The organism is Hyphomicrobium sp. MC8b (genome assembly GCF_905067615.1).
GTDB lineage: Bacteria > Pseudomonadota > Alphaproteobacteria > Rhizobiales > Hyphomicrobiaceae > Hyphomicrobium_B.
Map to the genome: position 1 here is coordinate 2,712,652 of NZ_LR898465.1, position 11,538 is coordinate 2,724,189.

14 protein-coding genes are annotated in these 11,538 nt (G+C 56.1%); 8 read left to right on the plus strand and 6 right to left on the minus strand.

The genetic code is table 11. The features are described from left to right. Positions 1-61: 61 nt before the first annotated feature. Both ACLB1Z_RS13265 and ACLB1Z_RS13270 read left to right on the plus strand, forming a co-directional pair. Positions 62-871 (plus strand): AraC family transcriptional regulator, encoded by an 810-nt coding sequence (locus tag ACLB1Z_RS13265; RefSeq protein ID WP_409560289.1) that lies wholly within the window; start codon positions 62-64, stop codon positions 869-871. Positions 872-1,107: 236 nt separating this feature from the next. After that, positions 1,108-1,413 carry a hypothetical protein gene (locus ACLB1Z_RS13270; protein WP_409560290.1) on the plus strand — a complete coding sequence of 102 codons (306 nt, stop codon included), beginning with the start codon at positions 1,108-1,110 and terminating at the stop codon, positions 1,411-1,413. 1,027 nt (positions 1,414-2,440) lie between these two features. Here the strand turns inward: ACLB1Z_RS13270 and ACLB1Z_RS13275 are convergent. Continuing rightward, entirely contained in the window at positions 2,441-2,626 is a 186-nt protein-coding gene (locus ACLB1Z_RS13275) for a hypothetical protein (protein ID WP_409560291.1), read from the minus strand. 133 nt (positions 2,627-2,759) lie between these two features. On the opposite strand from ACLB1Z_RS13275, the gene ACLB1Z_RS13280 reads away from it, so the two are divergent. From ACLB1Z_RS13280 to ACLB1Z_RS13295, 4 genes are all read left to right on the plus strand, one after another. Continuing rightward, positions 2,760-3,032: a hypothetical protein gene (locus ACLB1Z_RS13280; RefSeq protein ID WP_409560292.1), complete on the plus strand. Its 273-nt coding sequence runs from the start codon at positions 2,760-2,762 to the stop codon at positions 3,030-3,032. Positions 3,033-3,743: 711 nt separating this feature from the next. Beyond that, positions 3,744-4,118 (plus strand): PRC-barrel domain-containing protein, encoded by a 375-nt coding sequence (locus ACLB1Z_RS13285; protein ID WP_409560293.1) that lies wholly within the window; start codon positions 3,744-3,746, stop codon positions 4,116-4,118. Positions 4,119-4,195: 77 nt separating this feature from the next. Continuing rightward, complete coding sequence (locus tag ACLB1Z_RS13290; protein ID WP_409560294.1) at positions 4,196-4,555, plus strand: PRC-barrel domain-containing protein; 360 nt, start codon at positions 4,196-4,198, stop codon at positions 4,553-4,555. 11 nt (positions 4,556-4,566) lie between these two features. Then, positions 4,567-5,049: a hypothetical protein gene (locus tag ACLB1Z_RS13295; RefSeq protein WP_409560295.1), complete on the plus strand. Its 483-nt coding sequence runs from the start codon at positions 4,567-4,569 to the stop codon at positions 5,047-5,049. 27 nt (positions 5,050-5,076) lie between these two features. Here ACLB1Z_RS13295 and ACLB1Z_RS13300 read toward each other — a convergent pair whose 3' ends face one another. From ACLB1Z_RS13300 to ACLB1Z_RS13320, 5 genes are all read right to left on the minus strand, one after another. Then, positions 5,077-6,288 (minus strand): sensor histidine kinase, encoded by a 1,212-nt coding sequence (locus tag ACLB1Z_RS13300; protein ID WP_409560296.1) that lies wholly within the window; start codon positions 6,286-6,288, stop codon positions 5,077-5,079. Positions 6,289-6,422: 134 nt separating this feature from the next. Then, on the minus strand, positions 6,423-6,653 hold the full coding sequence (locus ACLB1Z_RS13305) for a hypothetical protein (protein WP_409560297.1): 231 nt from the start codon (positions 6,651-6,653) through the stop codon (positions 6,423-6,425). A gap of 24 nt (positions 6,654-6,677) precedes the next feature. Continuing rightward, positions 6,678-6,956: a transglycosylase gene (locus tag ACLB1Z_RS13310; RefSeq protein WP_409560298.1), complete on the minus strand. Its 279-nt coding sequence runs from the start codon at positions 6,954-6,956 to the stop codon at positions 6,678-6,680. A gap of 92 nt (positions 6,957-7,048) precedes the next feature. Next, a complete protein-coding gene (locus ACLB1Z_RS13315; protein WP_409560299.1) occupies positions 7,049-8,629 on the minus strand; it encodes a DHA2 family efflux MFS transporter permease subunit in 1,581 nt (526 codons plus the stop codon). After that, the gene (locus tag ACLB1Z_RS13320) at positions 8,626-9,771 is read right to left on the minus strand and encodes an HlyD family secretion protein (RefSeq protein WP_409560300.1); all 1,146 of its coding nucleotides are present in this window, start codon (positions 9,769-9,771) and stop codon (positions 8,626-8,628) included. Before ACLB1Z_RS13320 ends, ACLB1Z_RS13315 begins: the two co-directional genes overlap by 4 nt. Before the next feature lie 180 nt (positions 9,772-9,951). On the opposite strand from ACLB1Z_RS13320, the gene paoA reads away from it, so the two are divergent. Together paoA and ACLB1Z_RS13330 are read left to right on the plus strand one after the other, a co-directional pair. After that, positions 9,952-10,587 (plus strand): aldehyde dehydrogenase iron-sulfur subunit PaoA, encoded by a 636-nt coding sequence (gene paoA / locus ACLB1Z_RS13325; protein WP_409560301.1) that lies wholly within the window; start codon positions 9,952-9,954, stop codon positions 10,585-10,587. Next, positions 10,584-11,534 (plus strand): FAD binding domain-containing protein, encoded by a 951-nt coding sequence (locus tag ACLB1Z_RS13330; RefSeq protein ID WP_409560302.1) that lies wholly within the window; start codon positions 10,584-10,586, stop codon positions 11,532-11,534. Before paoA ends, ACLB1Z_RS13330 begins: the two co-directional genes overlap by 4 nt. Positions 11,535-11,538 lie beyond the last annotated feature (4 nt).

Here is an 11,538-nt window from a genome sequence, read left to right on the forward strand (position 1 = left end):
GATAGCCACGAGCGATCGGACCGGCTAACGATCGCCGGCCAGATAAGAGCGAAAATCGGCCATGCAGACTCTCAATGCCCTTGAAACCCGAAACGCCCTTCACGCTTACGGCCTCGACAGGCCGTCCGGCGTCGGCTTTGCTTTCGTCGATGCGGCGCGCGACGTTCTCTACGATTGGCACGCACACGACTACCATCAATTAATCTACGCGACGGGCGGTCCCGCGCAGATTGAGACGAGACGCGGGCGTCATATCCTTCCGCAAGGCCGCGCGGCATGGATTCCCGCGGAAACCCTGCATCGCTCCCTGGTTACGGGTGGCGTTGCCTCCCTGTATTTTTCGCCGGATGCCATCGAAGACGAGACGCGGCATGTGCGAATTTTGATCGGGAGCCGCTTGATGCAGGGAATGATCTTGCATGCAGTTCGTTGGCCGCTCGGCGCCAGCAAGAGCGATCCGCTGGCTGACAGCTTCTTACGCACGTTAGCGCTGCTGTGCGGTGAATGGCTGGAAAGCGAACTTCCGTTGTTCTTGCCCGGCGCTCAACATCCATCTATCCGCCGCGCCATGGACTATGCCTTGGCTGATCTCAGCGCTGTTTCGCTATCGAAGGCCATAGCAATCGCAGCGCAGTCGGAACGCACTTTTCGTCGATCGTTCGCGCGAGAAACCGGCATGACTTGGCAAGCTTGGCTTGCGCAGGCGCGAATTCAGATGGCCATGGGATTTTTGATTCGCGGAAGACGGGTGAGCGATGTGGCGATCGAAGTCGGTTATTCGTCGCTGAGCGCTTTTGCAAAGGCGTTTGGGCAAATCGCTGGCGAAGGGCCTGCTCAGTTCCGCCAACGTCACCTTGAGAAGGCCGATTAAGTTCGCTCTCCGACGCAGAAGAAGGAACCTCGGCAACGACTCACAGGCCGGCGGCATGGAGGTTTTGTTCCGCATTGGTCGAGCGGAGTACTACGGACTGCCGGATGGGTGGCAAATGCGGCACGCTTTCCAATTTTCTTTCCGTATAACCCCGCATGCGGCAGCCCGGTTCTGTTACCGCGGACAAAGCTCATCTAGTTTCGTGAACGGGATAAACTAATTTTTTGGAGGGGCAAATGCGTTCTTTGAAACTCGGCTTGGCCGCCGCGGTGGCGTTCTGCGCACTTTCGGCAACAGCCCAGGCTGGTAATTGCGTCAAGGTCGGAGCGGTCGGCGAAGCTATGACTCACGATATCGCCTACCTCTTCTCGACGCACGGCCTTGCAAACGTCATCTATGGGCAGGGCCGCGTGGGCAAGGGCCCGGTCCACACGAAATGCGATGATGGCTCTGGTATGACGACGTGTCATTCCTCGCAGATCGCATGCAAAGTGACGACACCCAAAGCCTGCTTAGGCGCTTGGCTGTGCTCCCCGCTGTGACGCCGCTGCTTAAATAGCGCGGGCATTGGAAGACGGAGTCGATCTGTTTTAGGGATGCTTCGCCGACTGGGTCGAAAGATGGTTGCAGGTCAGCGATGACTTTCATCGCGTTGGGCCTCGCTGTTTTCGACCCAGGGCGACGCCGATTCCAGATGACTGCGTCGCGCTCAACTTTCTTGCCGCGTCGACCGAGGTAAAAGAACGTCAGCCTCGGGTCCGTTTATGGCGCTGGATGAAAATTATGTTCGCATCGCCTATAACATGGCCGTGGTGCGCGAGCCGGAAACCCATCATCAACGCGATAGTCCTGACGCGCCGCATGGCAAGCTGTTCGTTATCTAGCTCCCTACCGCCGGGCCAGCACGAATCGGGCTCCATAGGGACCGCGCGCATGGTCGATCAAGAATACGCGCTGGATCGTGCGAGACCTGCCGGCACGGTCGGATTGAGGTACAGACTGTACGGACGCACCAATAGCGGAGCTGAAATTCAGCTATGAGAAAAACGCGTTAGTTCGTCAGTGCGGCGAGCACCGCCTCCGCCAGAATCCTCTATCCGATGCAGTCCGGTCCGATCCAAAAAGGCTCAAAAAAGCCAGCAAATACAGACCGTTTCAGCTCCTACGACGTGTGCGGGGGACGGACAGGTTTCGATACATCGTGCAGCATTAGTGATTCCGGTGGTTCTTCAGCATGATGTACGCGACGCCCGCATTGCCCAGATTGAAGTCTGTTTTTCGGCGGAACTGAAAGATTCCCGCCAACTTGCACTCGTTACCTCGTTGGTCAACAGTCCTCTAGCTCTCGCGATTTTCGCTGCGGAATCGGCATTGCCTAGTCTTTTCGTGAAGTCAGCGACGGCTATTGCTCACCTGCTCAAGGCTCAAGCTAAAGACCCTTCCCCTCGAATATGCCGAGGTGCACCGTCCACGCCATGATGCCAATGGCAATCGCACCGCCCACTAATGCTATAGAGAGGACGAGCGGCCACGGCCCTTTGCGCCGATCGCGATTTTGGTTTTCGCTTATCATTGTTCCTCGCGCACGCCCTTATACTTCGTCGCGGCCGGCGCTTTCTTCTGACTCATGAATTCGCCGGTTTCTTTGCTCCGCTTCGTCCACGTGTCTTCGCCTTGGATTTTGGTTGCGATCTGCGAGCGCTTCCGCACAGCACCCTTCCGGGCGTTATCCCCCGTCGGCTTGTTGACAGCCATTTTGATCTCCTTTGCCTGGGCAACGTCTCGGGACCGAGCAACGTTCCACCAGCATGGATTATCCGCACGCCATCAATCATCGCGGATCAGCAGGCAACTAATCTGCGTTCGCAGTGTTTGCGGGATTATGAGAGTGACCGCGCTACATGCGTTGATTTTTGTATTCGTCGGCGGCTTTGCGCTTGTCGCATTGAGCTATAACACGTGGGCAGACAATGACCCGGAGAATGCGACCGGCCAAAGTTCGGCGGCGCAAGGAAGCGGTCGACCTCATCCCGCCGATCCGGCAGAGGGAAACAAGCCATTGTTGCCCGGCGACCAGCCCGCCAAGCAGGGCACGGACCCGAGCAGTCAGATCCACAACGTCGATCCAAGAGATTTGGAAGGCAAAAAGCACAAAAACTAGTCCTCCGCCCATAGCCCGCGGCAGTAGTCACTTCGGTGCAGTAGTCACTTCGGCTGTGACCACCGGTTGGCGCAGGCGAGTCATTCGCATGTCAATCTGGTGACCCGGCTTGAACCGCCGCTGGGCCTTTTGGAGCTCGTAATTCCGCGTTATGGGCCTACCCATTCGAGATCGCTCGACCTGCACAGCGGACATGCCACGTTCTTGAGAGAGAGTTGGCGTCGATCGACATCGTGCGCGTTGCTGTAGGGCGCCGCCTTCCCTTCAACGGAACGACGGCCGCGCCGGATGCAGCGGATGCAGCGGATGCGACGGGACAGCAAAATCGGATGCTCATCAATATCGAGCCCTGCTTCTCGATCCAGAGCAGAGTATCGACATAGCGTTGATGATCACAGCCACGATGGTGCTTTTAGCGTCTATTGGTTCACTGCAGCCTCTTCTCTTGCTGCCTTCCCGTTCCCCGCGTTGATTGTTGGAACCGGCGTCTCCCCGCGAAAAACGTCCCCCGACCGTTGCCAGGCACAGGTGGTCGCCAACGATACCGATGCTGGAAGAGCGTTTGACAGAGCGTTTCGGCACGATGAAAGCGGGGCGCGCGAGACGCGAAGCGACCTCCATTCACCGAGGTGCCTGCGAGATAGACCTCAGTTTAACTGGAACAATCCAACGGCGGGAATCTTTTGCAAGCACAAAGCAAGGAGATGCCCGATGAAAAAACTTTCTCTCAACGTTCTCGCAGCCGCTGGCTTACTGATGGCTAGTGCGGCAACGCTCCCAGCATTCGCAGCCGACAACATGCAGACGGCAGATGAATTCCGTACCAGCAAGCTCGTTGGCGCTAAGGTCTACAACAATGCCAACGAGAACATCGGCAGCATCGAGGACATTGTTCTGAAACCTGACGGCACGATGGACGAAGTCGTGCTGAGCGTTGGAGGCTTTCTTGGTATTGGCGACAAGTATGTGGGCGTGCCGTTCAGTTCACTGAAAGTCGGTCGAGACGGCGACAGCGAGAAAATCACGACTGACGCCACGAAGGATTCGTTGAAAGCGTTGCCGGATTACAAGTTCTACAAATCGTGAACCTAGGCCGCGCTAATGCCCGCAACAACGTTGAAGAGCCGGATCGCTTCCGGCCTTCACCTTCAGGAAGGAGGGTCATGCAAACGCCCGATGAAACGCTGACATTGATCTCCGCCGGCAAGGTGCAGGGAACTCCTGTGCTCGACGCCGACGGGAAGACAATGGGCGAGATCTACGACGTGATGCTGGAGAAGCGTACCGGCAAAATCGCCTACGCGGTGATGTCCTTCGGTGGTGTGCTTGGTCTCGGAAAGAAATACCATCCCGTGCCATGGCTAGCCTTGAAATACGTTCCTGACGCCGGCGGCTATGTCGTCGGCATTCCCAGGGAGGATTTGGAGAATGGACCCTCTTTCCTCGATGAAGCCGGACCTTGGGACAAGGAAACAAGGGACAAAATCGAGGGCTATTATGGTGGGTGGCTGAAACCGGCGTGAGCGCCATGCCCATGGTTGCCGAGAAGATTAAAGGGGCCGCTGCGAGCTCTCGGAAAACTATCTGGGCGAGCGGCATTAACAATCAGGAAACCATAGAAGAATTGTTTGGGATTGACATTGAACGTGCCGGATCGTGGCGAGTTGTCCTTTCAAAGGCCGCATTCAAATGCCGCAAAAGGTCTCACAACATGGCCCAAGCCAGACCGTACACGAAGCTTTCGGATGTCTTCCCAAACAGGCATGCCCTTGATCCGAGAACAACGCCCGACCGCGCGCTTGCATGCTTCGAACAAGCACTGACGGCTATCGACACAATGAACAATGACCAGCGGGAGGAGGTTATGAAGACCCTCACGACTTGGCTCATGACGGACAAATTCGGCTCGCATGCCCGAGGCGCCATTTATGGGTTCCAACGGTATGCGATTGCCGACTGCCTTTTTGAGAATCCGACTTGGGAGCCGCCTGCCGGCGGTCGATTTCTCGGGATATAGCGGCTGTTCTGAGACGTGGCTGTGCCGCTAGGATTGAAAGTTCAACGGAAGCGATACAGTAATTTCTGTACCTGGCGACAATCGATTGATGATCACTTGTGCTCCCAGCTGGTGCGCAAATGCGTTGATCATTCGCATCCCGAGGCTCTTGCCGTTTTGAAAATCGAAGTCGGATGGCAGGCCGGTGCCTTCATCTCGTACAGTCAGCATCACCGTCTCGGCGCCAGTGCGCGCCAAGCGCACCCAGACTTTGCCACCGGTCCTTTCGTGGTATGCGTACTTGGCTGCGTTCGTGATGAGTTCGGTCACGATAAGCGCGGTTGATATCGCACGATCTGTCGTCATGATGATCCCGCGTTCTGACTCGACTTGGACGTCAAGCTGCGACACGCCAGCGTCGACATCCTTGCAAATCTGCTCGACGTAGACGCCAAGATCCAAACTTTCGATATCATCGCTCTGATAGAGACGCTCATGGGCACGCGCCACGGCGTTGACGCGCGCGGAGGCTTCGGCGAGGCGCTCGGCAATTTTCGGATCGTCGTCTTCTCGCGCTTGCAGCCGCAGCATGCTGCTGACAAGAGCCAAGCTATTTTTAACGCGATGATTGATCTCTTTGATTAGAATTTCTTGGCGAGCAATTGCAGCTTTCAGCGATCTTTCGTAACGCTCCCGCTCAATCGCCATGCCGAGGACGTTGGCGGCACCCTGAAGAAACGCGAGGTCGTGCTCGACAAAATCATCATCCGACTGGCTGTCGACCTCAAGAACGCCAAAAGGTTTGCCATCGCCCTGCAAAATGACATTCATGGCACGTTTTACGCCGTGCGCCGCCAAAATTTCCGGGGTCCGAAAGCGTTCTTCGTTCTCTAGGTGATTTGAGATGACCGCCTTGCCTGTGCGTAATGCAAAACCGGCCGGCGATTCGGTATCAGCGCCGACCGTCGCCACGCCAACGATGCCAGGCTCCCACCCGACTCCTGCGCGAATCAGGAAACGGTTTTCGGAGGGCAGATATTCCAAGACCTTACAGAAGTCGGCGCGCAAGCCTTGCGCGGTCAGACGCGTCGCTTCCGTCAACAGCACATCGAGGGTCGCGCCTTGCATGGCGCTTACGCCGAGTTCCGCAAGCAGCTCCTGCTGGCGAATGCGCTGCAGAAGCGCTCGCAAAGTAATATCGGGCGGCCGCTCCTCAGGGCGAGGCTCAATGACTGGCGGTGCGTCGTCATTCTCCGACATCGTTAAATTCCAACCGTGAAGGTACGCGTCAGTTGGAACTTAGCCCAGGATTACATTTATCGAAAGCGAGACATAACGACAGCCGAGTTAGGCCGAAAGACCGACTTTCTTGGGTCCGGCGCGTCTCGACGGCCTTAGTCTTCGATCCGGGGACGTCTGTTCACGCCTGCCGATCCGCTAACGTCGACATCCAAATCGATGAGTTGGTCCCATCGCTTTTCGAATTCCACCCGACATAATTCCTTTAGCCGCAAAAGCATTTCGTTCGCCGGATCGCCTTTGAGCTCATTGGTGTACTTAGCAAACCAAGCTTTGGCGTTGTCGGCTTCCTCCAACAAGGTTTTGATTTGTGCGGCTCTATCCATGCTCTGGGTCGGCTTGTTCAGCGCTCAGACACGGCGCCAGAGGATAATCGTCAGCAGGGCGCCCGCGATGGCGCAGAGATACAGCAGCAGGCTCGGCAACAGTTCGAGAATGACACCGATATGAAAGCCCATGAACGACCCTGCGATGCCCACGAGCGCATAGGTGACGTCGCCAATTCCTGTCGCTTCTGCGACCCGGCGCCCGAGCCAACTCCGGCTGCCGCGATTCATGAAAATTCCGACGACGATACCGATGAGGACGAGTAAAATAAATGTCGTGATGGCCGTCGTAAGGATGGGCATGCGGGATCTCCAATGCTGGCGATCCCCCAAACGCGCGAGCCGTAAAAAAGTTCAAGAGACAAGCTGCGACCCCCACGATAGCAGCGCAAAGACTAGTGTTGTGGGCCCTTTCCGAGAGGAATCGAGCGCAATAAAAAGGCAAATGGAAAGGCAATGAAGCAAACCACGGCCATTACCCAGAATGTGTCGATATACGACAGTAACGTTGCTTGCTTCAGGATGACCTGGCCGACAACAGCTTCAGCGCGGTGCATAGCATCCGTCGCCGAAGATCCGCTGCTTTGCAGGAATATTGTCGCTTGGCGTAGCGACTCCTGAAAATGGATGTTCGACGGAACAGCATTTTCGACAAGCCTACTTTGGTGGAACTGTTGGCGTTGCTGCAACGACGTCTGCACCATGGCCAAGCCTATACTGCCACCTAGATTGCGCGCGATGTTGATCAGGCCGGCGGCTTGATTGGTGTCGCCGCCTTTGAGGCCGGCATAAGAGGCCGTCGTAATTGGAATAAAGAGGAACGGTAGGCCGGCCGCCGTAAACATGCGAGTCCAGACCGCGTAGAAGAACGAAAGATCTGGGCTAAGGCCTGTTAGAGTCCACATTGAAAAACCGATGATGGCGAGCCCGAGCGCGATCAGATATTTCGGCTGCACTTTTCCCGTCAAATAGCCTGCAATGGGCATCATCATCATTGTGACGAAGCCGCCAGGAGATAAGGATAGGCCAGCTAACGTCGCATCGTAGCCAAATTCGTTTTGAACGAGCTGAGGCAGGAGCTGGATAGAGCTGAAAAGCACGCCGCCCGTTACAAGCATCATGATGAAGCACATTCCAAATTGGCGTGTGCCAAGCAAGCGCACTTTAACGAGCGGATATTTTCGGGACAGTTCCCACGGAACGAACACCGCGAATGCTGCTGCCGACAAGCATGCAAACGCGATGATAAATGTCGACTCGAACCAGTCGCTGCGTTGCCCTTCGTCGAGAACGACCTCCAGCGCGCCGAGACACAGCGCTACCAGCAAGAAGCCCACTAAATCGAAATTCCAAAGGCTGCGTTTGGGGTCGTTTTTCGTTTTCTCTTTTTTATCGGCATCGACAAAAGTGCCGACGAGGAACAGAGACAGAAGGCCCATCGGGATATTGATAAAGAAGATCCAGTGCCACGTGGAATAATCCGTGATTGCTCCACCAATTGTCGGTCCTACCGTCGGGGCCACGACGACAGCGAGACCATAGACTGCAAATGCGCTGCCGCGCTTTTCCGCCGGGAACGCGTCCGCAAGAATTGACTGTTCGCTCGGCGCTAAGCCGCCTCCACCGAGACCCTGGAGAACGCGAAAGAAAATTAGCGATTGTAGACTCCAAGCTATGCCACAAAGAAAAGACGCGAAGGTGAATAGCGCGACGCAGAACATGTAGAACTTCTTGCGCCCAACCATCGATGACAGCCAAGCGCTTGCTGGCAGGATCACCGCGTTCGCGATCAGGTAACTCGTCAGAACCCAGGTCGCTTCGTCGTAAGAGGCACCGACGCTTCCGGCAATATGGCGCAATGCGACGTTTGCAATGCTGACATCCAAAACTTCCATGAATGTCGCGATCGACACAATGAATGCGATCAGCCAGGGATTGATCTTTCGCGGCCCTCCAGCTTTGGCGTCGTTGCTCATCGGACCTTCACTTCGGGGACAACGGACATTCCGGGTCCAAGAGTTACGTCGGAGGGAGGGTTGTCGATTTCTATTTTCACGGGAACGCGTTGCACAACTTTAACGTAGTTGCCCGTCGCATTCTCCGCCGGAAGCAGACTGAATGCGGTGCCCGATCCTGCTTGGATGCTATCGACGTGTCCTTTGAATTCGCGGTTCGGATAAGCGTCTATTTCGATAGAGACCGGTTGTCCTGGCCGCATATCCGTTATCTGTGTTTCCTTGAAATTCGCGGTTACCCAAATGTGCGACGGAACAAACATCATCAGGTTTTGTCCGACCTGAACGTACTGCCCTTTTGCGGCTGTCAGCTGGACGATCTTGCCGGACTGTGCGGATGTCACATGTGTGTACGAGAGATTGAGCTCGGCGAGCGCTTCGTCTGCCTTGGCGGCTTCCACGTTAGCCTCAGCGCTCACTTTCTGGGCGAGTAGCGCCGTCAACTGCTTCTTGGCGGCTTCGATGCTCGCCATGGCTCGCGCCGATGTTGCCTGTGCCTGTTGCAGTTGAGATCGAGTCTGCTGCGCTCGTTCGACTGTGCCAACCGCGGATTTGACGAGCGCCTGAGCGCGATCGTTTTCCTGCTTTGCAAAGACGAGCGCGGCATCTGCTTCCTTCTTCTGTTGTTCAGCGGCCGTGACTTGGGCTTTCTGCGCGTCTATTTGCGCGTCTTCGTTGCCGACGGTTGCCACGGCCTGCGAAACGCGCGCTTTGGCTTGAGCGAGCGACGCCTCATAATCGCGGGGATCGATTTGCACCAACAGATCGCCGGCAGATACACGTTGATTGTCCGTTACCTTTACGGCATCGATATATCCGGCAACCTTCGAGCTTACGGCAAATTGCCGAGCGTCGATAAAAGCATCGTCGGTCCATTCGTAGTGGCGCGCGTTAAGCCACCAAACAAGAACACCGACGGCAGCAGCAGCAAGTATTGTAACGATCGCTGCCGTAATCCAAAGATGCGCACGGATGATTTCGCCGAAATGGACCGGCGCCTCGTCTTGCTCTTCGTGTTCTCTATCATCGGTCGCAGTGGGCTCTGTGGGTGAACGCTGGTCCATATGAGCGGTCTGGCGGCTTTGACTTCTGCTGAATGCCATACGACGTTCAATACATTATGGTTCCTCCTGACATTGCATCCCGAGTCCTTGTTCCAGCCGCTGAGCTAAATCGCGCTGACATAGAAGAAACTTCGCCCCCTCATTGAACAAATCCCGTTTCCACCGAGTTACTTGCGAATACGGAGCCATGAATGAGCCCGCCGGGAAAGGGTGAGATCCATGTCGAAGTCGACCGGTTTCGAAATGTCTCGTCGGAACGTGCTCGCGGGCAGCGCGGCGTCAGCGGCGGCAGTAAAGGTGTCAGGCGTCGCAACTCCGTCTGAAGCCAAAGCGGAGCAAATTTTGAATATTTCAGTTCGATTTGCAGTCAATGGAAAGAAACACGAACTCTCGATTGACCCGCGCACGACACTCCTCGATGCGCTGCGCGAACACCTCTATCTGACAGGCACAAAAAAAGGCTGCGACCATGGCCAATGCGGTGCCTGCACCGTTCTGGTAGACGGCGTGCGAATAAATTCATGCCTCAGTCTCGCCGTCATGCACGATGGCGACGAGATAACGACAATCGAGGGCTTGGGAACGCCGGATAAGCTCCATCCGATGCAAGCTGCCTTCATCAAGCATGACGGATATCAGTGCGGTTATTGTACGCCTGGCCAAATATGCTCGGCAGTTGCGGTTTTGGACGAGATCAAGCGGGGCATTCCGAGCCACGCTCAAGAAAACCCGATTGATCAGCCCCGCGCCACAAATATCGAAATGCGGGAGCGGATGAGCGGAAATATTTGCCGGTGCGGCGCCTATTCCAACATTGCTGTAGCTATGGCCGAGATCGCCGGAGATCGCGAATGAAGGCTTTCTCATACGAACGCGCAAAAGATCCTATATCTGCGGCGCAAGCGGTCGCCGGCCGGACTGGCGCGAAGTTTATCGCCGGCGGCACGAACCTCCTTGACTTGATGAAGCTTGAAATTGAGGCACCAACCCACCTCGTAGATGTTCAAGATCTAGGCTTCGACAAGATCGAGACTACCGGCGACGGAGGACTGCGGATCGGTGCGCTCGTGACAAACACTGATCTTGCTGCGGATGCGCGCGTTAGACGGGACTATCAGGTGCTTACTCGCGCAATCGTAGCGGGCGCGTCGGGGCAGCTACGAAACAAAGCTTCGACCGCCGGCAATTTGCTCCAGCGCACACGATGTCCATATTTCTATGATACGAATATGGCGTGCAACAAGCGCAGTCCCGGATCTGGCTGCGCCGCAATTGTCGGCTACTCTCGTCAACTCGGAATTATAGGCGTAAGCGGATCATGCATAGCTACTTTTCCAGGTGATATGCCGGTAGCGATGCGGCTGCTCGACGCCGTCGTGGAAACTATAGACTCCCGCGGTCAGCAGCGTTCCATTCCAATCGCAGACTTTCATCGCTTATGGGGAGATACTCCCCACGTTGAAACGACGCTGCGCCCTGACGAGTTGATAATTGCCGTCACGCTGCCGCCGCCGCTTGGCGGCAAGCACTTCTATGAAAAAGTCCGCGACCGCGCTTCTTATGCCTTCGCACTCGTCTCGGTCGCAGCCGTCATTCAATCGGATGGGAGCGGCCGCGTCGCGTTCGGCGGCGTTGCGCCTAAGCCGTGGCGCGTCGAAGCAGCCGAGTCCCTTCTTCCACACGGCGCAGAAGCAGTTACCTCGCGTGCATTTCAAGGTGCGACGCCAACGAAAGATAACTCATTCAAGCTGACGTTAGCGACGAGAGCGCTCGCATCCGTCATCGAGCAGTCGAAGGGCTAAACCA

Excerpts from the sequence above, each read along its gene's own strand:
- ACLB1Z_RS13265 (WP_409560289.1), top strand. The coding sequence starts at position 62 with ATGCAGACTCTCAATGCCCTTGAAACCCGAAACGCCCTTCACGCTTAC.
- ACLB1Z_RS13270 (WP_409560290.1), top strand. The coding sequence starts at position 1,108 with ATGCGTTCTTTGAAACTCGGCTTGGCCGCCGCGGTGGCGTTCTGCGCA.
- ACLB1Z_RS13275 (WP_409560291.1), bottom strand. The coding sequence starts at position 2,626 with ATGGCTGTCAACAAGCCGACGGGGGATAACGCCCGGAAGGGTGCTGTG.
- ACLB1Z_RS13285 (WP_409560293.1), top strand. The coding sequence starts at position 3,744 with ATGAAAAAACTTTCTCTCAACGTTCTCGCAGCCGCTGGCTTACTGATG.
- ACLB1Z_RS13290 (WP_409560294.1), top strand. The coding sequence starts at position 4,196 with ATGCAAACGCCCGATGAAACGCTGACATTGATCTCCGCCGGCAAGGTG.
- ACLB1Z_RS13295 (WP_409560295.1), top strand. The coding sequence starts at position 4,567 with ATGGTTGCCGAGAAGATTAAAGGGGCCGCTGCGAGCTCTCGGAAAACT.
- ACLB1Z_RS13300 (WP_409560296.1), bottom strand. The coding sequence starts at position 6,288 with ATGTCGGAGAATGACGACGCACCGCCAGTCATTGAGCCTCGCCCTGAG.
- ACLB1Z_RS13305 (WP_409560297.1), bottom strand. The coding sequence starts at position 6,653 with ATGGATAGAGCCGCACAAATCAAAACCTTGTTGGAGGAAGCCGACAAC.
- ACLB1Z_RS13310 (WP_409560298.1), bottom strand. The coding sequence starts at position 6,956 with ATGCCCATCCTTACGACGGCCATCACGACATTTATTTTACTCGTCCTC.
- ACLB1Z_RS13315 (WP_409560299.1), bottom strand. The coding sequence starts at position 8,629 with ATGAGCAACGACGCCAAAGCTGGAGGGCCGCGAAAGATCAATCCCTGG.
- ACLB1Z_RS13320 (WP_409560300.1), bottom strand. The coding sequence starts at position 9,771 with ATGGCATTCAGCAGAAGTCAAAGCCGCCAGACCGCTCATATGGACCAG.
- paoA (WP_409560301.1), top strand. The coding sequence starts at position 9,952 with ATGTCGAAGTCGACCGGTTTCGAAATGTCTCGTCGGAACGTGCTCGCG.
- ACLB1Z_RS13330 (WP_409560302.1), top strand. The coding sequence starts at position 10,584 with ATGAAGGCTTTCTCATACGAACGCGCAAAAGATCCTATATCTGCGGCG.